Genomic DNA, 20,638 nt, shown 5'->3' on the forward strand with positions numbered 1-20,638 from the left:
TGGCCGTCAGATTATTCCGCCGCGGGCGCCCGCGAGCCGATCGTGCGGTCCAGGAAGTCCAGATACGTCCCCCATTGGTGCAGCTGACGGTCGTTGCCGCGGATGCCGTGGCGCTGGCCGGGATACAGCATGGTCTCGAACGGGATGCTGCGCTCCTGCAGGGCGTTCAGCACGCGCGTCGTGTTCTCGAAGATGACGTTGTCGTCCGCCATGCCGTGCATCAGCAGCAGCCGGCCGGTCAGATTGTCCAGCCGGGTGTTCACGTCCGAGGCCGCATATCCGTCCACATTGCGCTCGGGCGTCGACATGTAGCGCTCGGTGTAGCCGGTGTCGTACAGGCCCCATTCGGTCGGCGGCGCGCCGGCGATGGCCGAGGCCAGGCCCATCTTGGGCTCGGTCAGCGCCATCAGGCTCATGAAGCCGCCGTAGGACCAGCCCATCATGGCGATGCGGTTGGCGTCCACATACGGCAGGCTGCGCAGATAGTTGGCGCCGACGACCTGATCCTCGATCTCGGGCTGGCCCATCTTCAAGTACAGCGCCTGTTTGAAGGCGGCCGAGCGATCGCCCTCGCCCCGGTTGTCCAGGCGGAAGACGATGTAGCCGGCCTCGGTGAGCAGCTGCGTCGAGGCCGGCTGCCAGGCCCGTCGGACGCCGCCGCCCGACGGGCCGCCGTAGACCTGCATCACCACCGGATAGGTCTTCGACGGATCGAAGTCGGGCGGCGTCACCATCTGCCAGACCAGGGTCTCGCCATGGCTTTGCAGCGTGCCGTATTCCGGCGTCCGCTTGCGGCTGGCGTAGGGCCAGAAGGGGTGGCCGGCTTCCAGCCGGTTCTCCTCGATCCAGCGCACGCGCGTCCCGTCCATCGAATACAGCGCCGACTGCGGCGGGGTCTCCAGGTCGGAATAGTTGCCGACATAGGCCGTGCCCGTGCCGTTGACCGAGGCGCTCCACCAGCCGCCCTGCGGCGTCACGGCCGTGGCGTCGCCCGTGCGGCGCAGGCTGGCGCGGAACAACTGCTGCTCGATCGGATATTCCCGCCCGTCGCGCATCGAGGCCGTGAAGAAGACCTCGCCGGTGTCCTGATTGACGCCATTCAACGACTTGACCGCATAGTCGCCGCGCGTGATCGGCCGCAGACGACGACCCTCGCGGTTGTACAGGTACAGGTGCCGCCAGCCGCTCTCTTCCGAAGACCAGATGAAGTTGCCGTCGCGGAGCGCACGGAAGTCGTGGGTGACGTTGACCCAGGCGCGCGAGGTCTGGCTGGCGATAACGCGGCTGCGGCCCGTGGCGGGATCGACGGCCAGCAGGTCCAGGCGCTTCTGGTCGCGGCTCAGACGCTGGACGTAGGCGGTCTGGCCGTCTGCGGCCCAGTTGACGCGGCCCAGATAGATGTCGGTGTTGTCGCCCAGGTCGACCTTCACACGGTCGCCGCTCTGGATGTCGCGGATATAGAGCTCGACCACCGCATTGGGGCGGCCGGCGCGGGGATAGCGCTGCTCGATCACGCTGGCGCCGCCGCCGGTGATGTCCAGCCGCGGGATGACGTCGACCGGGCTCTCGTCGGTGCGCTGGATGGCGATGTAGCGCTCGTTCGGGCTCCACCAATAGCCGGTGTCGCGGTCCAGTTCTTCCTGGGCGATGAACTCGGCGGTGGCCCAGGTGATCAGATCCTTGCCGTCGTCGGTGATCGCCGTCTCCTGGCCCGTGGCCAGGTCGATGACGAACAGGTTCTGATCGCGCACGAAGCTGACGTAGCTGCCCTTGGGGCTGACCTTGGCGTCGATCTCGTCGGCGGCGGTCTCGGTCAGGCGGCGCACCGCCCCGCCCTGGCGATCGGCCAGGAAGATGTCGCCTTCCAGCGGCGCCAGAATGTAGCGACCCTGCTCGTCCCACGAGTACTCGACGACGCCGCGCTGGCTGATGCGCATCCGCTCACGTCGGGCGATCTCAGCTTCCGACAGTTGGCCGGCCTCCGGCACCAGGGCGCGGGCGTCGATCAGCTTGAACGGCTCGCCGCCCGACACAGGCGCGGCCCACAGGTCCAGCACGTCCACATCGTCTTCGCGTGAGCGCAGGAAGGCGACCAGCTCGCCGTCTGGCGACAGGCTGACGCCCCGCGCCACCGGGCCCGCCAGGGACGGATTCGCAAACACCCGCTCGGGCGTCAGGATCGCGGAGGCCGCAGCCGTGGCCGGTGTCGGCTGGGCGGGCTGGCGAGCCGTCTGGGCTTGAACGGCCGTCGCGGCCAGGAACAGGGTGGAGGCGAGAAGAAGTGTGCGCATGGGGCGGGACGCTATCGCCTCATTTTCGCCCCGTCACGCGCAAAACCGACCCCTGTGGTCGCAGCGCACGCAGCGAACCTTTCGCAATCGGCCGCGACCGCATAGTTAGGCGCCATGACCGACGCCTCCCCCGCCCCGGCGCCCGCTGCGGCCAAACCCAATCCGTTCCACTCGCTGAAGGTTCTGTGGGTGCGCCACTGGACCGACCAGCTGTTCAGCTTCGCCGTCGAGCGGCCCGAGGACTTCCGCTTCCGCTCGGGCGAGTTCGTCATGATCGGACTTCCGGGCGAAGACGGCGCAAAGCCCGTGCTGCGCGCCTACTCCATCGCCAGTCCCGGCTGGGCCGAGGAGCTGGAGTTCTTCTCCATCAAGGTGCCCGACGGTCCCCTCACCTCGCGCCTGCAGACGATCCAGCCCGGCGACGCGGTGCTGATGGGCAAGAAGCCGACCGGCACCCTGGTGCTGGACGCCCTGACCGGCGGCGAGCGGCTGTGGCTGATCGGCACGGGCACGGGCCTTGCGCCCTGGCTGTCGGTCGCGCGCGATCCAGACACCTATCAGCGGTTCGGACAGGTGATCGTGTGCCACACGGTGCGCAACGTCGCCGACCTGGCCTATCGCGACTTCTTCAGCCGCGAGATCCACGACGATCCGCTGATCGGCGACGAGGCCAAGGCCCAGCTGACCTACTATCCCACCGTCACGCGCGAGAAGTTCGAAACGCCGGGACGGATCACCGACCGCATCAAGTCCGGCGACCTTTTCGCCGATCTGGGCCTGCCCATCGGCTTTTCGCCCAACTCGGACCGCGTGATGCTGTGCGGCTCCATGGCCATGATCAAGGAGACGGGCGAACTGCTCGAAACCTATGGCATGAAGGAAGGCTCGAACGCCGAGCCGGGCGACTATGTGCTGGAGCGCGCCTTTGTCGGATGAGCTGAAGATCGACCCGCGCACCGCGCCCGAGGCCTGCCGGAGCATGGCGGATGTCCGCCACGGCGTGGACGCACTGGACCGCGCCCTGGTGATCCTGCTGGCCGAGCGTCAGCGCTACATGGACGCCGCGGCGCGCATCAAACCCAGCCGCGACGTGGTGCACGACCAGGCTCGCATCGACGATGTGGTGGCTAAGGTCCTGGCCTCGGCCGGGCCCGCCGGCCTGTCGCCCGACATCGCCGAGCCGGTCTGGCGCACCCTGATCGACCGCTGCATCGCCCACGAACTGGCGACTTGGGACCGCACCCGGGTCTGAGCACGCCGCCCCGCCCAATCTTTGCGCTCAGTTGGCGTCTGAAACGAACTCGGCCCCCGGATTTCTCCGGGGGCCGTTGTCGTTCTGGTCTGACCTGGGGTGTTTAGGCCAGGATCTTGGAGACCACGCCGGCGCCGACGGTGCGGCCGCCTTCGCGGATGGCGAAGCGCAGCTTCTCTTCCATGGCGATCGGGGTGATCAGCTCGACGGTCAGCTCGGCGTTGTCGCCGGGCATGATCATCTCGACACCTTCCTTGAGGTGCACGATGCCGGTCACGTCCGTGGTGCGGAAGTAGAACTGCGGACGGTAATTGGTGAAGAACGGGGTGTGACGGCCGCCCTCTTCCTTGGTCAGGATGTAGGCCTCGGCCAGGAACTTGGTGTGCGGGGTGATCGAACCCGGCTTGCACAGCACCTGGCCGCGCTCGACGTCCTCGCGCTTGGTGCCGCGCAGCAGCACGCCGACGTTGTCGCCCGCCTGACCCTGGTCCAGCAGCTTGCGGAACATCTCGACGCCCGTGCAGGTCGTCTTCTGAACCGGACGGATGCCGACGATCTCGACTTCCTCGCCGACCTTGACGATGCCGCGCTCGACACGGCCGGTCACCACGGTGCCGCGGCCCGAGATCGAGAAGACGTCTTCCACCGGCATCAGGAACGGCAGGTCCACCGGACGCTCCGGCTGCGGGATGTAGGCGTCAACCGTCTGCATCAGCTCCAGGATGCGCTGCTCGCCGATCTCCGGGTTCACGCCGTCGGTCGCGGCCTTGGCCGAGCCCTTGGTGATCGGAATGTCGTCGCCCGGGAACTGGTACGACGAAAGCAGCTCGCGCACTTCCATCTCGACCAGCTCGAGCAGTTCCTCGTCGTCGACCAGGTCCACCTTGTTCATGAACACGACCAGGGCCGGCACGCCGACCTGACGGGCCAGCAGAATGTGCTCGCGGGTCTGCGGCATCGGGCCGTCGGCGGCCGAAACCACCAGGATCGCGCCGTCCATCTGCGCCGCGCCGGTGATCATGTTCTTCACATAGTCGGCGTGGCCGGGGCAGTCGACGTGGGCGTAGTGGCGGTTCTCGGTCTCGTACTCGACGTGCGCCGTGTTGATCGTGATGCCGCGCGCCTTCTCTTCCGGCGCCGCGTCGATGTCGGCGTAGTTCTTGGCCACCGCGCCGCCCGTCTTGGCCAGCGTCATCGTGATCGCCGCCGTCAGCGTCGTCTTGCCATGGTCAACGTGACCAATCGTGCCGATGTTGCAGTGCGGCTTGTTACGTTCGAACTTTTCCTTGGCCATCTTCTAGCTCCTAAGTCCCCGAACCGGGGGCTCCTGTGGTTGGGGGATGAGGCCGGGCGGTTTGCGCGCAAACCGCCCGGGTTTCAAGTGGGCCGGTCGAAACCGGGGGTTAGGCGTACTTCTTGATCACTTCGTCGGCGACGTGCTGCGGCACCGGCTCATAGTGGTCGTACTGCATGGTGAACTGGGCGCGGCCCTGCGACATGCCGCGCAGCGTGTTCACATAGCCGAACATGTTGGCCAGCGGCACGAAGGCGTTCACGACGGTGGCGTTGCCGCGCATGTCCTGACCCTGGATCATGCCGCGACGGCCGTTCAGGTCGCCGATGACCGAACCCAGATACTCTTCCGGGGTCACGACCTCGACGGCCATGATGGGTTCGAGCAGCTTGGGCCCGCCCTTCTCACGCAGTTCCTTGAAGGCGGCGCGCGAAGCGATTTCGAACGCCAGAACCGAGGAGTCGACGTCGTGGAAGGCGCCGTCCACCAGGGTGGCCTTGACGTCGATGACCGGGAAGCCGGCCAGCAGGCCGTTGTCCTTGGCCGACTTCAGGCCCTTCTCGACGCCCGGGATGTATTCCTTGGGCACCGCGCCGCCGACGATGGCGGATTCGAAGACGAAGTCCGTGCCGGGCTCGCCCGGCTCGAACACCAGCTTGACGCGGGCGAACTGGCCCGTACCGCCGGTCTGCTTCTTGTGGGTGTAGTCGATCTCGGCGCGGCGGCTGATCGATTCACGATAGGCGACCTGCGGCGCGCCGATCGTGGCTTCGACCTTGTAGGTGCGCTTCAGGATGTCGATCTTGATGTCCAGGTGCAGCTCGCCCATGCCCTTCAGGATCGTCTGGCCCGACTCGTGGTCGGTGGAGACTGTAAAGGACGGGTCTTCCGAAGCCAGCTTGGCCAGGGCGACGCCCAGCTTCTCCTGGTCGGCCTTGGTCTTGGGCTCCACCGCGATCTCGATGACCGGGGCCGGGAACTCCATGCGCTCCAGGATGACCGGCGACTTGACCGGGTCGCACAGGGTGTCGCCGGTGCGGGTGTCCTTCAGGCCGGCCAGGGCGACGATGTCGCCGGCGTAGGCTTCCTTGATGTCCTCGCGGTTGTTCGAGTGCATCAGCAGCATGCGGCCGACGCGCTCCTTCTTGTCGCGCGTCGAGTTCAGCAGCGACATGCCGGTTTCCATCTTGCCCGAATACAGGCGGCAGAAGGTCAGCGAGCCGACAAAGGGGTCGTCCATGATCTTGAACGCCAGCACCGACAGGGGTTCGTCGTCCGAAGCGTGGCGCACGACTTCTTCTTCGGTCTTGTAGTCGATGCCCGGGGTCGGCGGGATGTCGACCGGCGACGGCAGGTAGTCGACGACGGCGTCCAACAGCGTCTGCACGCCTTTGTTCTTGAAAGCCGAGCCGCAGAGGATCGGATAGAAGGCGCCCGTCAGAACGGCCTTCCGGATGCACTTCTTGATGGTCTCTTCCGAAGGCTCGTTGCCCTCGAGATAGGCTTCCATCGCCTCGTCATCCAGCTCGACGGCGTTGTCGATCAGGTACTGGCGAGCCTCGTTGGCCTTGTCGACCAGGTCGGCAGGGATTTCTTCGTCGCGGAAGTTGGCGCCCAAGGCGTCGTTGTCCCAGACCACGGCCTTCATTCGGACCAGATCGACCAGGCCCGACAGGTTGGATTCAGAACCAATCGGGAACTGGATCGGCACGGCCTTGGCGCCCAGACGGTCGCGGATCGATTCGACCGACTTGTCGAAATCGGCGCCGATCTTGTCCATCTTGTTGACGAAGACGATGCGCGGCACGCGGTACTTGTCGGCCTGACGCCAGACGGTCTCGGTCTGCGGCTCGACGCCGGCGTTGCCGTCCAGCACGGTCACGGCGCCGTCCAGCACGCGCAAGCTGCGCTCGACTTCAATGGTGAAGTCCACGTGGCCGGGGGTGTCGATGATGTTGAGGCGCTTCTCTTTCCAGAAGGCGGTCGTCGCGGCCGACGTGATGGTGATGCCGCGCTCTTGTTCCTGGTCCATCCAGTCCATGGTGGCGGCGCCGTCGTGGACTTCGCCGATCTTGTGGGACTTGCCGGTGTAATACAGGATCCGCTCGGTCGTGGTGGTCTTGCCCGCGTCGATGTGGGCCATGATCCCGAAGTTGCGGTAGTCTTCGATCTTGTGCGTACGGGGCATAGGAGCGTGCCTTGGGTCGGTCGCGGACGCGACGGGCGCCCAGCAGGAATGTTCGGATAAGACGGCGCGGGCGATTTAGCTCAAACCGCCCGCGCCGGATAGTCTTAGATAGTCACGGCAGTTGGCCGTTTTAAGACGCTTACCAGCGGTAGTGGCTGAAGGCGCGGTTGGCTTCGGCCATCTTGTGGGTGTCTTCGCGCTTCTTGACCGCGGTGCCGCGGTTGTTCGAGGCGTCCAGCAGTTCGGCGGCCAGCTTTTCCGTCATTGTGTTCTCGCCGCGCTTGCGGGCGGCGTTGACCAGCCAGCGGATGGCCAGGGCACGACGGCGGTCCGGACGGACTTCGACCGGCACCTGATAGGTGGCGCCGCCGACGCGACGCGACCGGACTTCGACGGACGGGGCGACGTTGTCCAGGGCGGCGTGGAAGGTCGCGACCGGCTCCTGGTCCTTCTTCTTGTCAGCCAGGATGTCAAAGGCGCCGTAGACGATGTTTTCGGCGACGGCCTTCTTACCTTCGTACATCACGTAGTTCATGAACTTGGTGACGATCAGATCACCGAACTTGGGATCCGGCAGAACTTCACGCTTCTGGGCGCGGTGACGACGCGACATGGGGTATTCCTTGCAGTGCCCGACCTGCGCCGGGAAAATCTCGAGAACGCTCCCGGGCGCGACGGCCCGGGTGCAAATGGCTTACTTCGGACGCTTGGCGCCGTAGTGCGAACGACGCTGCTTGCGGTCCTTGACGCCTTGCGTGTCGAGCACGCCGCGCAGGATGTGGTAGCGCACGCCGGGCAAGTCCTTCACGCGGCCGCCGCGGATCAGGACCACCGAGTGCTCCTGCAGATTGTGGCCTTCGCCGGGGATGTAGCACACGGCTTCGTAGCCGTTCTTGGCCAGGCGGACCTTGGCGACCTTACGCAGAGCCGAGTTCGGCTTCTTGGGGGTCGTGGTGTAAACGCGGGTGCAGACGCCGCGACGCTGGGGCGAACCCTCCAGAGCCGGCACCTTGTTGCGGGTGGGCTTGGGCTTGCGCGGCTTGCGGATCAGCTGGTTGATCGTAGGCATTCGAACTCGTCTTTTCTCATGTGGAGGCGTGTGCCTTTCGGCCGGAGCGCCTCGTGCCTTCTTCTGAACGACCCTTGGGCCGCCCGGGTGGTTTCCGAGCCGATGTCGCGACAAACGCAAAAGCCGGAACGCGCGCTTTGGACGTTCCGGCGGGCACAGCCCGTTCGCTAGGTTGTCACGATCTCGAAGAGCGTCCTGGAACGCCCGCCTCGAAAGTGCGCGCCGTTTACGCCCGCAGAGCTCGCGGGTCAAGCGATGTCGGACAGGCGCCCGGTTCAGAGGGTCGAGTCGAGCACGCCCTTCATCCAGCGCGGATGCTCCAGCACACGGCCGCAGCCAATGGCGACGCACGACAGCGGATCGTCCGCCACCTGGACCGGCAGGCCGGTGTGATCGCGGATTTCGACGTCCAGACTGCGCAGCAGGGCCCCGCCTCCCGTCAGCATGATGCCCTTGTCGGCGATGTCGGCGGCCAGTTCCGGCGGAGTCTGCTCCAGGGCGACCTTCACGGCCTCCACGATCTGGGTGACCGGCTCGGCCAGGGCCTCGGCGGCCTGACGTTCCGAGATGCGCACCTCGCGCGGCACGCCCTGCATCAGGTCGCGGCCCTTGACCTCGATGAACAGGCCTTCGCCGTCCGCCGGGATGCGGGCGGTGCCGATGTCCTTCTTGATGCGCTCGGCGGTGGTTTCGCCGATCAAGAGGTTATGGTTGCGGCGCATGTAGCTGATGATGGAGTCATCCATCTTGTCGCCGCCGACGCGCACGCTGCGCGAATAGACGATGCCCGACAGCGACAGCACGGCCACCTCGGTGGTGCCGCCGCCGATGTCGACGACCATGGAGCCCTGCGGCTCGTGGATGGGCAGACCGGCGCCGATGGCGGCGGCCATGGGCTCGTCGATCAGGCCGACGCGGCGGGCACCGGCGTTCAGGCAGCTGTCATTGATGGCGCGGCGCTCGACCGCGGTGGCGCCCGACGGCACGCACACGATCACCTTGGGGTTCACGAAGCCCTTGCGGTTGTGAACCTTGCGGATGAAGTGCTTGATCATTTCCTCGGCGACTTCGAAGTCGGCGATGACGCCGTCGCGCATGGGGCGGATCGCCTCCATGTGGCCGGGGGTGCGGCCCAGCATCTGCTTGGCCTCGATGCCGACGGCGTGGACGACCTTGCGGCCGCCGACGTTACGCAGAGCCACCACCGACGGCTCGTTCAGCACGATGCCTTTGCCCTTCTGATAAATCAGGCAATTGGCCGTGCCGAGGTCGATGGCGATGTCGTTCGAGATCATGCCGAAGAGATGCATGGGCTTGGGATACCGTTCGATTTGGGCCGGTCAGGGCGACTGTCACTTCGGCCCGCTGCGGCGACGCCCCGGCCCGTGCGCATCCCCTCGCCCGAGCCGTTCCTGATCGTGTCGCCTAGCCGACCGTCGGCCCGTTTGCCTTCATGCCGGGGCGATTACAACCCCTTTGACGGCCTTAATGACGCAGGGCGCCTCAGACAGGCTGAAGCCCCTCCATCTCCAGCGCCCGAATGGCCGCCGGACGCGCCTGGACCGCATCGAGATGGGCGTTCAGCTGGGGGTAGCGACCCTTGTCTAGCAGATCGGCCTGGCGGGCCCAGCGCGTGAAGACCGACAGATAGCCGTCGGCCACCGTATAGGCCTCGCCGGTCACCCACGGTCCCTTCAGCAGATGCTGCTCGGCCAAGTCGTATTTCTCGAGCGCGAGCTTCAGGGCCGCTTCCCGCGCGGCGCCCTCGAGCGGCGGACGGCTGAACAGCACCTTGCCGATAGCAGGATGCAGGCTGGAGCCCAGCCAGGCGTTGACCGACTGCATTTTACCAAAGGCGAAACTGTCGTCAGTCGGGGCCAGCTTGGCGTCCGGATGGGTCTGGGCGACATAGCCGACGATGGCGACGTTCTCGGTCAGCACGCCCCGGCTCGTGACCAGCGCCGGTGTCACGCCCGCCGGGTTGATCGCCAGATACTCGGGCGTCTTTTGCTCGCCCTTCTTCAGATCGATCTTGACCAGCTCATAGTCCGCGCCCGCCTCTTCCAGGGCGAAGTGCGAGGCCATGGCGCAGGCGCCGGGGGAATAATACAGCTTCAACATGAGGATCGCTCCGATTGGCGGGACTGTGAAATGCTTTAAAAAGCTTCGGGCTCCCGGGCAGCCTCGCGTCGTCGGACCAGTTCGCGCACGACCAGCATCAGCGCCAGCCAGACCACCGCCACCCCGGCTAGGATCAACGAAGTCCACACGCCGTCGCCCGACACCGCCGCCATGAAGGACCCGCCGAAGAAGGCCACCAGCGCGGTCTTGGGCAGAACCCCGAGGGCGCACCCGGCCAGATAGGGCCAGAACCGTGCGCGCGCGGCGCCGAACGCCATGTTCACGACAATGAAGGGCGCGGACGGCACGTTCCGAATGATGAAGCTGGCCGAGAAGGCGTTGTCGCCCACGAACCGCTTCAGCCGCGCCGTCGTGCGCCCGCCGAACCGTTCCAGCGTCCGGGCCGTCGGCCCCCGCCCCAGCCAATAGGTCACCCCGGCCGAGCAGACGGTCGCGATCCAACTGAACAGAAAGCCGTACCAGGGGCCGAAGGCCACCACGCAGGCCGCGATCAGGATGAACTGCGGCACACCCAGGAAGGCCGACAGGGTGAACACCGCAACCGCCGCCGCCAGCCCCCACGGCCCCGCCCGAAAACCGCCCAGCCAGGCCTCCAGCTGATCCTCGGCCTCCAAGGCGAAATGGCTCTTGCCGAAGGCGAACACGGCCAGCACCGCGCCCAGCAGCACCAGGCTCGCCAGCAGCGTCCGCCACCGCCTGCCTTCCATGTTGAGGATGAAATCAAGCACGCCGCGCATGGATTTCCCCTACACGCGAGGCGGATCGGAAGGAACCGCCTGGCAGCCCGTCGCGGGCGCCGGGTTTGCACGCGCCGCCCGCCGCCTTAAGAAAGCCTCGCCGTTCTCCCCCAACGCGCACCAGCCGAAGGCCAAGCCATGTCCGATCTGCAGTCGTCCGCCCTCGCCCGCGTCAAGCCGTCGGCCACGCTGGCCGTCACCGCACGGGCGCGCGAGCTGAAGCGCGAGGGCCGCGACGTGATCGGCCTGGGCGCGGGCGAGCCGGACTTCGACACGCCGGAGAACATCAAGGCCGCCGCCATCGACGCGATCCAGCGCGGCGAAACGAAATACACCGACGTCGACGGCCTGCCCGAGCTGAAGGCGGCCATCGCCGCCAAGTTCAAGCGCGAGAACGGCCTGGACTATTCGACCGCCCAGATTCACGTCGCGCCGGGCGGCAAGGCGGTGCTGTACAACGCCCTGGTCGCCACCCTGTCGCCGGGCGACGAGGTGATCGTGCCCGCCCCCTACTGGGTCAGCTATCCCGACATGGTGCTGCTGGCCGGCGGCGAGCCCAAGGTCGTGATCGGCCACGAGGAGGACGGCTTCAAGCTGAAGCCCGCCGCGCTGGACGCCGCGATCACCCCGCGCACACGCTGGCTGATCCTGAACTCGCCCTCCAATCCGACCGGCGCGGCCTATACGCGGGCCGAGCTGGAAGCCCTGGCCGAGGTGCTGCGGCGTCACCCCAATGTCTGGGTGATGACCGACGACATGTATGAGCACCTGATCTACGGCGACTTCGAATACACCACTCTGGCGCAGGTGGCGCCGGACCTGATCGACCGTGTGCTGACGGTCAACGGGGTGTCCAAGGCCTACGCCATGACCGGCTGGCGCATCGGCTATGCGGGCGGGCCCAAGCCTCTGATCGACCTGATGCGCAAGGTGGCGGGCCAGACCACCTCCAACCCCTCGTCCATCAGCCAGTGGGCGGCGGTCGAGGCGCTGAACGGACCTCAGGATTTCATCGCCGAGCGCGGCGAGGCGTTCGAGCGCCGGCGTGACCTGGTGGTGTCGATGCTGAACCAGGCCGAAGGCATCCGCTGCCCCACGCCCGAAGGCGCCTTCTATGTCTATCCCTCGATCGAGGGCCTGATCGGCAAGACGACCAAAGGCGGCGTGGTCATCGACAGCGACGAGACCTTCGCGACCGAGCTGCTGAACGAGGCCGGCGTGGCCGTGGTGCACGGCGCCGCCTTTGGCCTCAGCCCCTATTTCCGCGTCAGCTATGCGACCGGAGAGGACACGCTGCGTCAGGCCTGCGAGCGCATTCAGGGATTCTGCGCCGGCCTGACCTGACCCCTTGCCGGGCGCCGCCGGGCGCCCATGTCGTGATCTTCACCACAGGAGATGACCATGGACGTTCTGTACAAGGCTCATGCGACGGCGTCCGGCGGAGGACGCGAGGACGGGCGCTCGGCCACGGACGACGGCAAGATCGACGTCAGGCTGTCCACGCCGACCGAAATGGGCGGCAAGGGCGGCGACGGGACCAATCCCGAGCAGCTGTTCGCGACCGGCTACGCCGCCTGCTACCTGGGCGCGCTGCGGCTTGTGTCCGGCAAGGCGGGCAAGCCCGTCGGCCCCGACACGCGGGTGCATTCGACCGTCGGCTTCGGGAAGAACACCCGGGGCGAAGGCTTCAACCTGGATATCGAGCTGAAGGTGACCGACCACGGTCTGGACCAGGCCGACATCGACGACCTGATCCAGAAGGCGCACGAAGTCTGCCCCTATTCCAACGCGACGCGCGGCAACGTCGACGTGCGATTGAGCGCGGAATGAGGCGAAGCATCACGGAAGCGTGAACCATTTCGCAAGCGCTGCGTTATCGACGCTCCACACCCCAAGGAAGGGATACGAACCATGATGAAATACGCTCTGATCGCCGTCGGCGCTCTCACCCTGGCCGCCTGCGGCAACAACACGCCGGCCGAGAACGAAGCCGACCGTCAAGCGGCCGCCATCGAAGATCAGGCCAACCTGGAAGCCAACCAGCTGGAACGCCAGGCCGACCGCGCCGACGAGCGCGCCGACATGGCCAACACGGAATCCGCCACTGTCGCCAACGAGCAGCGCGCCGACAACCTGAATGAACAGGCCGACCAGGTCCGTGAACGCGCCGACGCCCGCGCCGACGACGTGCGCGACGCCGCCCGCCCGGCCAACTAAGCCTGATCTGAACCGTCGTCCTTCAGACGGTTCATGAAGACGCCCTTTCGCCAGCCGGCGGAGGGGCGTTTTCGCGTCTGGCGCCGACTTGAGCGCGGCCCCTCCGACCTCTAGATGAAGCCATGGCCTCCCCCCTCGAATCCACGCCCGACCCGCTGCTGACGCTTGAGCCGCACCGCAAGGTGACGGTCCGCGAAGCCTTTGGCGTCGACAGCGACATGCTGGTGCCCTGCTTCGCCGAGCGCGACAGCCATGTGCCCGAGATCGACGAGGCCTATCAGTTTGATCCCCAGACGACCCTTTCGATCTGCGCCGGCTTCGCCTTCGACCGCCGCGTCATGGTCCAGGGCTATCACGGCACCGGCAAGTCGACGCACATCGAGCAGGTGGCGGCGCGGCTGAACTGGCCGCTGGTGCGCATCAATCTGGACAGCCACGTCAGCCGCATCGATCTGATCGGCAAGGACGCCATCGTCCTGAAGGACGGCAAGCAGATCACCGAGTTCCGCGAGGGCATGCTGCCCTGGTCGCTTCAGCGCCCCATCGCGCTGGTGTTCGACGAGTACGACGCCGGCCGTCCCGACGTGATGTTCGTGATCCAGCGCGTGCTGGAGGCGCAAGGACGCCTGACCCTGCTGGATCAGAACCGGGTCATCCGGCCCAACCGCTGGTTCCGCCTGTTCGCCACCTCCAACACCGTGGGCCTGGGCGACACCACCGGCCTGTATCACGGCGCCCAGCAGATCAATCAGGCGCAGCTGGACCGCTGGTCGATCGTCACCACCCTGAACTACCTCGACCACGACGTCGAAGCCGAGATCGTGGCCGCCAAGGTCCCCGACTGGCGCCACGCCGAGGGCCGCCGCAAGATCGCGGCCATGGTCCGTGTCGCCGACATGACCCGCAACGCCTTCATGAACGGCGACATCTCCACCGTCATGAGCCCGCGCACCGTCATCACCTGGGCCGAGAACGCCCAGATTTTCGACGGCGACCTGGCCCTCAGCTTCCGCCTCACCTTCCTGAACAAGTGCGACGAGCTGGAACGGCCCACCATCGCCGAATTCTATCAGCGCGCGTTCGGCGAAGACCTGCCCGAGGCGGCCACGCGGGTGAAGGTCGGCTGAGGCTGCGGCCAAACCGCCCGACCGGTCCCGGAAACGGAACTCCCGACCTCGTTCTGCGCTCTAACGGCAAGCCTCCCCGGCGCAGTTCCAACGGAAGGGATTTTCCATGACTGACCAACGTATCGAAGGCACGGCCGACAAGGTCGGCGGCAAGCTTCAGAACGGCCTTGGCCGCCTGACGGGCGACACCAAGCTTCAGGCCGACGGCAAGATCAACGAGATCAAGGGCCACGCCAAGGACGCCTACGGCCGCGTCATCGACGGCCTGGACGGCCTGGTCGACAAGGCTCCGGCCAGCGTGCAGGGCAAGGCCCGCTCGGGCCTGGATTTCGCCCGCCGCAAGCCGCTGCTGACCACCGGCATCGTGGCCGGTCTGGCCGTGCTGCTGGGCGGCCTGGGTCGTCGTCGCTAGGCCTTAGCCACGGCTGACAAGACAAAGGCCCCGGAGGAAACTCCAGGGCCTTTTCCTATGCTCGAAGGTCGGCGGCGGGATCAGTCCGCCGCCTCCTCCTCTTCCACGGCCTTGGCGGCCGGGCCCTTGGCGGGGGTGATGTCGAAGGCGATCTTGCCGTCCTTCAACTCCACCTTCACGTGGCCGCCGCGGGTCAGTCGTCCGAACAGGATGTCGTCGGCCAGCGGCTTCTTGATCGAGTCCTGGATGACGCGAGCCAGGGGGCGCGCGCCGTACAGTTCGTCGAAGCCATTCTTGGCCAGCCAGTCGGCCGCCTCGTCGGTCAGCTCGATGGTGATGTTGCGATCCGCCAGCTGGGCTTCCAGCTGCAGGATGAACTTGGTCACCACCGACTTGATCGTGTCGGCGCCCAGCGGCTTGAACGCCACGATGGCGTCCAGGCGGTTGCGGAACTCCGGCGCGAACAGACGCTGGATGGCCTTCTCGTCCTCGCCCTCGACCTTGCCCCGGCCGAAGCCGATGGAGGCGCGGGCGTTGTCGGCGGCCCCGGCGTTGGTGGTCATGATCAGGATGACGTTCCTGAAGTCCACCTTCTTGCCCACCGCGTCGGTCAACATGCCGTTGTCCATGACCTGGAGCAGGATGTTGTAGACATCGGGGTGCGCCTTCTCGATCTCGTCCAGCAGCACCACCGAGTGCGGATGCTGATCGACGGCATCGGTCAGCAGGCCGCCCTGGTCGTGACCGACATAGCCCGGAGGCGCGCCGATCAGACGGCTGACGGTGTGGCGCTCCATGTATTCCGACATGTCGAACCGCTGCATCTCGATGCCGAGCGTCGAGGCCAGCTGGCGCGCCACCTCTGTCTTGCCCACGCCGGTCGGGCCCGAGAACAGGAAGGCCCCGATCGGCTTCTGAGGATCGCGCAGGCCCGCGCGGGCCAGCTTCATGGCCGACGAGACCTGTTCGATGGCCTGCTCCTGGCCGAAGACGACGCGGTTCAAGTTGGTCTGTAGATCCTTCAGGCTCTCGGTGTCGGACTTGGACACCGATTTGGCCGGGATGCGCGCCATCTTGGCGATGACGGCCTCGACCTCCTTCTGACCGATGACCTTCTTGCGCTTGGATTCGGGCAGCAGCATCTGGCTGGCGCCCGCCTCGTCGATCACGTCGATCGCCTTGTCCGGCAGCCTGCGGTCCGTCATGTAGCGGGCCGACAGTTCGACCGCCGTGCGGATGGCGCTGTCGGTGTAGCGCAGCTTGTGATGGCCCTCGTAGGTGGTTTTCAGGCCCTTGAGGATCTTCACCGAGTCCTCGAGCGTCGGCTCGTTGACATCGATCTTCTGGAAGCGCCGCACCAGGGCGCGGTCCTTCTCGAAGTGCTGGCGATACTCCTTGTAGGTGGTAGAGCCCATGCAACGCAGGGTGCCCGACGCCAGGGCAGGCTTCAGCAGGTTGGACGCGTCCATGGCCCCGCCCGAAGTCGCGCCCGCACCGATCACCGTATGGATCTCGTCGATGAACAGGACCGCGTTCTCGTGGTTCTCCAACTCCTTGACGACCTGCTTCAGCCGCTCCTCGAAGTCGCCGCGATAGCGGGTGCCGGCCAGAAGCGCGCCCATGTCGAGCGAGAAAATGGTCGCGCCCTTCAGCACGTCCGGCACCTCGTCATTGACGATCTTGCGCGCCAGGCCCTCGGCGATGGCGGTCTTGCCGACGCCGGGGTCGCCCACCAGCAGCGGGTTGTTCTTGGTGCGGCGGCACAGGATCTGGATCGAGCGCTCGACCTCGGCCTGCCGGCCGATCAGCGGATCGATGCGGCCGTTGCGGGCCTTTTCGTTCAGATCGACGCAATAGGCCTCGAGCGCCTCGCCGCCCTGTTTGACGACCGCGCCGTCCTCGGCCTCCTCGGGGCTGGCCCCGCGCGCCGGGCGCGTGTCGCCGGCGCCCGCCTTCTTGGCGATGCCGTGGGCGATGAAGTTCACCGCGTCGTAGCGTGTCATGTCCTGCTCTTGCAGGAAGTAGGCGGCGTGGCTCTCGCGCTCTGAGAATATGGCGACCAGGACGTTGGCGCCCGACACCTCTTCCCGGCCCGAGGACTGGACGTGGATGACCGCGCGCTGGATCACGCGCTGGAAGCCGGCGGTCGGCTTGGCGTCGTCGCCGTCGGCCGTGGCCAGGGCCGCCAGGTCGTTATCGACATACAGGGTCAGCGCGGCCTTCAGCGCCGACAGGTCGACGTTGCAGGCCGTCATGACGCCGGACGCATCCGGGTCGTCGATCAGGGCCAGCAGCAGGTGCTCGAGCGTGGCATACTCATGCCGGCGCTCGTTGGCGTAGTGGACCGCGCGGTGCAGGGTCTCTTCGAGAGGACGCGAAAATGAGGGCATGGGGAGGTTCCTCTCAGTCCTTTTCCATCGTGCATTGCAGGGGGTGCTGGTGACGTCGGGCGGTTTCCACCACCTGGGCGACCTTGGTTTCGGCCACTTCGTAGGTGAACACCCCGCACACGCCGACGCCGTGCTGATGCACGTGCAGCATGATGCGGGTCGCGTCCTCGCGGCTCTTCTGGAAGAACCGCTCCAGCACGTAGATGACGAATTCCATCGGCGTGTAGTCGTCGTTCAGGATCAGCACCCGATAGAGCGAGGGCCGCTGAAGCTTCGGCTTGGTTTCGGTGACGACTGCGGCGCCTGAGCCGCCATCCTGTTCACCGGGCCGTCTGATAGGCATTCGTCTTCCGTATCCTTGGGGGAGTCGGACCCTGAGATAGGGAATGATGGCCTGATTTACAGAGGCGTCCAGTCACAGCTTGCGTGAAACCGCAGAACCGGAAGCCGTCTGGCGCTTTTCGTCGCCGATGCGTCTGTCTCTTCTGATCCTCTTGATGGCTTCGCTGATGACGGCGGGATGTGTGCTGACGCCGGGACAGGTCGATCGCGTTCGCTTCGCCAGGGACGCCGAACTCGTGCTGGCGCGAACGCAGGCGGGCATTGTCCGTGGGGTCGAGGGCGACGGAGTGCGCGCCTTTCTGGGCGTGCCGTACGCTGCACCCCCTGTCGGAGAGAACCGGTGGCGCGCCCCTGGTCCAGTCGAGCCCTGGAGCGGTGCCCGCGACGCCACGCGACTGGGCCGCGGCTGCATCCAGGCGCTCAGTCCCAAGGCCGTGCTGGGCGGCGGCGGCGGGGTGGTCGCGGGGTCTGAAGACTGCCTCTACGCCAACATCTATGCGCCGGCCGGCGAGCCCGAGCGTGCGCGGCCCGTGATGGTGTTCCTGCACGGCGGAGCCTTCACTCTGGGATCGGGCGGCCAATATGACGCCAGCCGCCTGGCGCAGGATCAGGACCGGGTCGTGGTCACCTTCAACTATCGCCTCGGCGCCCTAGGCTGGCTGGCGCTGGATGATCTCGCCGCGCCGGGCGACGCCGGAGGCGATTTCGGGCTGATGGACATGATCGCCCTGCTGCGCTGGGTGCAGAACGACATCGCGGCCTTCGGCGGCGATCCCGGCCAGGTCACGGCCTTTGGCGAAAGCGCGGGGGGCTGGGGCTTGTGCCACTTGCTCGCCTCGCCCGAGGCCAGGGGCCTGTTCCAGTCGGCCATCATCCAGAGCGCGGGCTGTTTCGAACGCTCGACCCAGGCAGCCGTCGATCAGGCGGCGGCTGACGGCAGACGTTTCGCCGAGGCTCTGGGGTGCCCGGACGCCGACTGCCTGCGCGCCCTGCCCGCCTGGCGCATCGCCCGCGTCGCCTCGCCTCGCCGCGGCATCAACGGCCCAGGCTCCTGGGGGCCCGTTTACGGCGGGCCGCGCACGCCGATGAACATCGAGGCCGCCTATGCGGCGGGTCAGATCGCCCACGTCCCCGTGATCGTCGGGTCCAACACCGACGAAGCGCGTCTGTTCACCGTCGCGGTCCGCAGCCGGGAGCGGTTCGAACGCGAGATGCGCTGGTCCTATGGCGACGATGCGGAGGCGGTGCTGGACCGCTATCCCGTGGTCGACGGCGACTACCGAGCCTCCCTGGCGGCCAGCCTGACCGACGCCCTGTTCGCCTGTCCGGCTCACCGGATGCGCCTCGCCCTGTCGCCGCACGTCCCCGTGCGCGGCTATGAGTTCGGCGATGCGGACGCGCCCGTGCGCATCCCGCGCTGGGCGACCGGCGACATGGGCGCCTTCCACGCCAGCGAACTGGCTGCGGTGTTCGGCGCAAGCTGGGCGCTGCAAGACGCTGACGGCTTCAGCCCAGAGCAGGCGGCGCTGTCAGACCGCATGCGTCACGCCTGGGCCGGCGACCTGGCCGACTGGCCTGTGACACAGGATGGAGACGCGCCTGTTCGGATTTTTTCGCCAGAAGGCGATCGCCTGGACGACAGCTTCGCGCGCCGCCACAACTGCGCCTTCTGGGCCGATGTGGTGCTGGGCGGCGAGACGCCTCGGCTGCAGGCCGACTGAGCTCCGCCTCGCGCCTTGCCGCGGCGGCGCTTTTCCCCTATAGGCCCCCGCTTTCCAGGGCTTCGGTCCCGGCGCGGATTTCAAAGGGTTCGGACAATCGGTTCGGCCGCCGCATCGGGAGCCATCGTGGATCCGGCTGCCCGGCCGCTCCATGCCGACGCCCACCAAGGGAGACGACCCGCATGGCTCTTTACGAGCACACGGTCATGACGCGCCAGGATATCTCGGCGCAACAGGCCGAAGCGCTGAACGACACCATCAAGGCTCTGATCGAAGAAGGCGGCGGCACCGTCGCCAAGATCGAGTACTGGGGTCTGCGCAACCTCACCTACCGCGTGAAGAAGAACCGCAAGGCTCACTATTCGCTGCTCGCCATCGACGCCCCGGCCGCCGCCGTGGCCGAGGTCGAGCGTCAGCTGTCGATCAACGAAGACGTGCTGCGTTGGCTGACGATCCGCGTCGAGGAGCTCGACTTGGAACTGTCGCCCCTGCTGGCCCGCCGCGAGCGTGAACGCGAGCGCGAGCGCGAGCGCGGCCCGCGCGACGACGCCGCGGCTTCGGAATAAGGAACCGGATCATGACCGACACCACCGCCCCGACCCCGGGCGCCCCGGCCGGCTCCGGCCCGGCTCGCCGCCCCTTCCACCGTCGCCGCAAGGTGTGCCCGTTCTCGGGCGCCAACGCGCCGAAGATCGACTACAAGGACGTGAAGCTGCTGCAGCGTTACGTCTCCGAACGCGGCAAGATCGTGCCTTCGCGCATCACCGCCGTCTCCCAGAAAAAGCAGCGCGAACTGGCCAAGGCCATCAAGCGCGCCCGCTATCTGGCCCTCCTGCCGTACGTGGTGAAGTAAGATGAAGGTCGTTCTGCTGGAACGCGTCGAGAATCTCGGCGCCATCGGCGACGTCGTGTCCGTCAAGGACGGCTTCGCCCGCAACTTCCTGCTGCCCCGCGACAAGGCTCGCCGGGCCACGGAAGCCAATCTGAAGGCCTTCGAACTTGACCGCGCTGCCATCGAGCAGCGCAACGAGAAGAACAAGGCCGACGCGCAGAAGGTCGCCGACAAGATCGACGGCCAGAGCTACATCATGATCCGTCAGGCGGGCGAAACCGGCCAGCTGTACGGTTCGGTCGCCGCGCGCGACGTCGCCGAGGCCATCCAGGCCGAAGGCGGCAAGGTCGAGCGTTCGCAGGTCGTGCTCAACACCGCGATCAAGACGCTGGGCGTCCACGAAGTGGCGGTTCGCCTCCACGCCGAGGTCCGCGCCACCGTCAAGATCAACATCGCCCGTTCGGCTGACGAAGCCGAGCGTCAGGCCAAGGGTGAAGACGTCATCCGCAGCCAGTTCGACGACGAGCGCCAAGCCGCTGAAGACGCGGCCAAGGACATGGTCGCCGGCGGCGCCGGCCAACAGGAAGGCCTGGGCGAAGAAGCCTGAGCCGACCTTCAGGTCGA

At 66.7% G+C, this 20,638-nt stretch carries 21 protein-coding genes; 11 read left to right on the top strand and 10 right to left on the bottom strand.

Features of this window, described 5'->3' with window-relative positions; translation table 11 throughout:
• Window positions 1–11: 11 nt before the first annotated feature.
• Window positions 12–2,291 carry a S9 family peptidase gene (locus E4M01_RS11450; RefSeq protein ID WP_135064538.1) on the bottom strand — a complete coding sequence of 760 codons (2,280 nt, stop codon included), beginning with the start codon at window positions 2,289–2,291 and terminating at the stop codon, window positions 12–14.
• A 114-nt stretch (window positions 2,292–2,405) separates the two neighbouring features.
• On the opposite strand from E4M01_RS11450, the gene E4M01_RS11455 reads away from it, so the two are divergent.
• Both E4M01_RS11455 and E4M01_RS11460 read left to right on the top strand, forming a co-directional pair.
• Window positions 2,406–3,227: a ferredoxin--NADP reductase gene (locus E4M01_RS11455; RefSeq protein ID WP_135064535.1), complete on the top strand. Its 822-nt coding sequence runs from the start codon at window positions 2,406–2,408 to the stop codon at window positions 3,225–3,227.
• Window positions 3,199–3,543, top strand: a complete 345-nt coding sequence (locus tag E4M01_RS11460) for a chorismate mutase (protein WP_135064533.1) — start codon at window positions 3,199–3,201, stop codon at window positions 3,541–3,543. The genes E4M01_RS11455 and E4M01_RS11460 overlap by 29 nt, the downstream gene beginning before the upstream one ends.
• Window positions 3,544–3,646: 103 nt before the next feature.
• On the opposite strand, the gene tuf is transcribed toward E4M01_RS11460, so the two are convergent.
• From tuf to E4M01_RS11495, 7 genes are all read right to left on the bottom strand, one after another.
• Window positions 3,647–4,837 carry an elongation factor Tu gene (gene tuf, locus E4M01_RS11465; RefSeq protein ID WP_135067176.1) on the bottom strand — a complete coding sequence of 397 codons (1,191 nt, stop codon included), beginning with the start codon at window positions 4,835–4,837 and terminating at the stop codon, window positions 3,647–3,649.
• Window positions 4,838–4,946: 109 nt separating this feature from the next.
• Window positions 4,947–7,025, bottom strand: coding sequence for an elongation factor G (gene fusA / locus E4M01_RS11470; RefSeq protein ID WP_135063644.1), 2,079 nt, complete (start codon window positions 7,023–7,025; stop codon window positions 4,947–4,949).
• Between the two features lie 139 nt (window positions 7,026–7,164).
• On the bottom strand, window positions 7,165–7,638 hold the full coding sequence (rpsG, locus tag E4M01_RS11475) for a 30S ribosomal protein S7 (RefSeq protein WP_008260172.1): 474 nt from the start codon (window positions 7,636–7,638) through the stop codon (window positions 7,165–7,167).
• Window positions 7,639–7,719: 81 nt separating this feature from the next.
• On the bottom strand, window positions 7,720–8,094 hold the full coding sequence (rpsL, locus tag E4M01_RS11480) for a 30S ribosomal protein S12 (RefSeq protein WP_008260482.1): 375 nt from the start codon (window positions 8,092–8,094) through the stop codon (window positions 7,720–7,722).
• Between the two features lie 275 nt (window positions 8,095–8,369).
• Complete coding sequence (locus tag E4M01_RS11485; RefSeq protein WP_135063646.1) at window positions 8,370–9,404, bottom strand: rod shape-determining protein; 1,035 nt, start codon at window positions 9,402–9,404, stop codon at window positions 8,370–8,372.
• A 193-nt stretch (window positions 9,405–9,597) separates the two neighbouring features.
• Window positions 9,598–10,215, bottom strand: a complete 618-nt coding sequence (locus E4M01_RS11490) for a glutathione S-transferase family protein (RefSeq protein ID WP_135063648.1) — start codon at window positions 10,213–10,215, stop codon at window positions 9,598–9,600.
• Window positions 10,216–10,250: 35 nt separating this feature from the next.
• Window positions 10,251–10,973, bottom strand: coding sequence for a TVP38/TMEM64 family protein (locus tag E4M01_RS11495; protein WP_135063650.1), 723 nt, complete (start codon window positions 10,971–10,973; stop codon window positions 10,251–10,253).
• A 138-nt stretch (window positions 10,974–11,111) separates the two neighbouring features.
• Between E4M01_RS11495 and E4M01_RS11500 the strand changes: the two genes are divergently transcribed.
• The 5 genes from E4M01_RS11500 to E4M01_RS11520 all read left to right on the top strand — a co-directional run bounded on the left by E4M01_RS11500 (window position 11,112) and on the right by E4M01_RS11520 (window position 14,729).
• Window positions 11,112–12,317, top strand: a complete 1,206-nt coding sequence (locus tag E4M01_RS11500; RefSeq protein ID WP_135063652.1) for a pyridoxal phosphate-dependent aminotransferase — start codon at window positions 11,112–11,114, stop codon at window positions 12,315–12,317.
• A 57-nt stretch (window positions 12,318–12,374) separates the two neighbouring features.
• Complete coding sequence (locus tag E4M01_RS11505; RefSeq protein ID WP_135063654.1) at window positions 12,375–12,803, top strand: organic hydroperoxide resistance protein; 429 nt, start codon at window positions 12,375–12,377, stop codon at window positions 12,801–12,803.
• Window positions 12,804–12,884: 81 nt separating this feature from the next.
• Window positions 12,885–13,190: a hypothetical protein gene (locus tag E4M01_RS11510; protein WP_209316034.1), complete on the top strand. Its 306-nt coding sequence runs from the start codon at window positions 12,885–12,887 to the stop codon at window positions 13,188–13,190.
• Window positions 13,191–13,312: 122 nt separating this feature from the next.
• The gene (gene cobS, locus E4M01_RS11515) at window positions 13,313–14,317 is read left to right on the top strand and encodes a cobaltochelatase subunit CobS (protein WP_135063656.1); all 1,005 of its coding nucleotides are present in this window, start codon (window positions 13,313–13,315) and stop codon (window positions 14,315–14,317) included.
• Window positions 14,318–14,423: 106 nt separating this feature from the next.
• Entirely contained in the window at window positions 14,424–14,729 is a 306-nt protein-coding gene (locus E4M01_RS11520; RefSeq protein WP_135063658.1) for a CsbD family protein, read from the top strand.
• Between the two features lie 80 nt (window positions 14,730–14,809).
• On the opposite strand, the gene clpA is transcribed toward E4M01_RS11520, so the two are convergent.
• Entirely contained in the window at window positions 14,810–17,119 is a 2,310-nt protein-coding gene (clpA, locus tag E4M01_RS11525; protein ID WP_135063660.1) for an ATP-dependent Clp protease ATP-binding subunit ClpA, read from the bottom strand.
• 13 nt (window positions 17,120–17,132) lie between these two features.
• Window positions 17,133–17,462, bottom strand: coding sequence for an ATP-dependent Clp protease adapter ClpS (clpS, locus tag E4M01_RS11530; RefSeq protein ID WP_135063662.1), 330 nt, complete (start codon window positions 17,460–17,462; stop codon window positions 17,133–17,135).
• Window positions 17,463–17,589: 127 nt separating this feature from the next.
• Between clpS and E4M01_RS11535 the strand changes: the two genes are divergently transcribed.
• The 4 genes from E4M01_RS11535 (at window position 17,590) to rplI (ending at window position 20,621) form a co-directional block, all read left to right on the top strand.
• Complete coding sequence (locus tag E4M01_RS11535; protein ID WP_135063664.1) at window positions 17,590–19,182, top strand: carboxylesterase/lipase family protein; 1,593 nt, start codon at window positions 17,590–17,592, stop codon at window positions 19,180–19,182.
• A gap of 182 nt (window positions 19,183–19,364) precedes the next feature.
• Window positions 19,365–19,748 carry a 30S ribosomal protein S6 gene (rpsF, locus tag E4M01_RS11540; protein ID WP_135063666.1) on the top strand — a complete coding sequence of 128 codons (384 nt, stop codon included), beginning with the start codon at window positions 19,365–19,367 and terminating at the stop codon, window positions 19,746–19,748.
• A gap of 11 nt (window positions 19,749–19,759) precedes the next feature.
• Window positions 19,760–20,035, top strand: coding sequence for a 30S ribosomal protein S18 (rpsR, locus tag E4M01_RS11545; protein ID WP_135063668.1), 276 nt, complete (start codon window positions 19,760–19,762; stop codon window positions 20,033–20,035).
• 1 nt (window position 20,036) lies between these two features.
• Window positions 20,037–20,621: a 50S ribosomal protein L9 gene (gene rplI / locus E4M01_RS11550; protein ID WP_135063669.1), complete on the top strand. Its 585-nt coding sequence runs from the start codon at window positions 20,037–20,039 to the stop codon at window positions 20,619–20,621.
• Window positions 20,622–20,638 lie beyond the last annotated feature (17 nt).

The sequence above is a fragment of the Brevundimonas sp. MF30-B genome, from assembly GCF_004683885.1.
Lineage (GTDB): Bacteria > Pseudomonadota > Alphaproteobacteria > Caulobacterales > Caulobacteraceae > Brevundimonas.

What these genes read in the sequence shown, in the direction of transcription:
- E4M01_RS11450 (WP_135064538.1), bottom strand. Translation starts at nt 2,291, where the DNA reads ATGCGCACACTTCTTCTCGCCTCCACCCTGTTCCTGGCCGCGACGGCC.
- E4M01_RS11455 (WP_135064535.1), top strand. Translation starts at nt 2,406, where the DNA reads ATGACCGACGCCTCCCCCGCCCCGGCGCCCGCTGCGGCCAAACCCAAT.
- E4M01_RS11460 (WP_135064533.1), top strand. Translation starts at nt 3,199, where the DNA reads ATGTGCTGGAGCGCGCCTTTGTCGGATGAGCTGAAGATCGACCCGCGC.
- tuf (WP_135067176.1), bottom strand. Translation starts at nt 4,837, where the DNA reads ATGGCCAAGGAAAAGTTCGAACGTAACAAGCCGCACTGCAACATCGGC.
- fusA (WP_135063644.1), bottom strand. Translation starts at nt 7,025, where the DNA reads ATGCCCCGTACGCACAAGATCGAAGACTACCGCAACTTCGGGATCATG.
- rpsG (WP_008260172.1), bottom strand. Translation starts at nt 7,638, where the DNA reads ATGTCGCGTCGTCACCGCGCCCAGAAGCGTGAAGTTCTGCCGGATCCC.
- rpsL (WP_008260482.1), bottom strand. Translation starts at nt 8,094, where the DNA reads ATGCCTACGATCAACCAGCTGATCCGCAAGCCGCGCAAGCCCAAGCCC.
- E4M01_RS11485 (WP_135063646.1), bottom strand. Translation starts at nt 9,404, where the DNA reads ATGCATCTCTTCGGCATGATCTCGAACGACATCGCCATCGACCTCGGC.
- E4M01_RS11490 (WP_135063648.1), bottom strand. Translation starts at nt 10,215, where the DNA reads ATGTTGAAGCTGTATTATTCCCCCGGCGCCTGCGCCATGGCCTCGCAC.
- E4M01_RS11495 (WP_135063650.1), bottom strand. Translation starts at nt 10,973, where the DNA reads ATGCGCGGCGTGCTTGATTTCATCCTCAACATGGAAGGCAGGCGGTGG.
- E4M01_RS11500 (WP_135063652.1), top strand. Translation starts at nt 11,112, where the DNA reads ATGTCCGATCTGCAGTCGTCCGCCCTCGCCCGCGTCAAGCCGTCGGCC.
- E4M01_RS11505 (WP_135063654.1), top strand. Translation starts at nt 12,375, where the DNA reads ATGGACGTTCTGTACAAGGCTCATGCGACGGCGTCCGGCGGAGGACGC.
- E4M01_RS11510 (WP_209316034.1), top strand. Translation starts at nt 12,885, where the DNA reads ATGATGAAATACGCTCTGATCGCCGTCGGCGCTCTCACCCTGGCCGCC.
- cobS (WP_135063656.1), top strand. Translation starts at nt 13,313, where the DNA reads ATGGCCTCCCCCCTCGAATCCACGCCCGACCCGCTGCTGACGCTTGAG.
- E4M01_RS11520 (WP_135063658.1), top strand. Translation starts at nt 14,424, where the DNA reads ATGACTGACCAACGTATCGAAGGCACGGCCGACAAGGTCGGCGGCAAG.
- clpA (WP_135063660.1), bottom strand. Translation starts at nt 17,119, where the DNA reads ATGCCCTCATTTTCGCGTCCTCTCGAAGAGACCCTGCACCGCGCGGTC.
- clpS (WP_135063662.1), bottom strand. Translation starts at nt 17,462, where the DNA reads ATGCCTATCAGACGGCCCGGTGAACAGGATGGCGGCTCAGGCGCCGCA.
- E4M01_RS11535 (WP_135063664.1), top strand. Translation starts at nt 17,590, where the DNA reads ATGCGTCTGTCTCTTCTGATCCTCTTGATGGCTTCGCTGATGACGGCG.
- rpsF (WP_135063666.1), top strand. Translation starts at nt 19,365, where the DNA reads ATGGCTCTTTACGAGCACACGGTCATGACGCGCCAGGATATCTCGGCG.
- rpsR (WP_135063668.1), top strand. Translation starts at nt 19,760, where the DNA reads ATGACCGACACCACCGCCCCGACCCCGGGCGCCCCGGCCGGCTCCGGC.
- rplI (WP_135063669.1), top strand. Translation starts at nt 20,037, where the DNA reads ATGAAGGTCGTTCTGCTGGAACGCGTCGAGAATCTCGGCGCCATCGGC.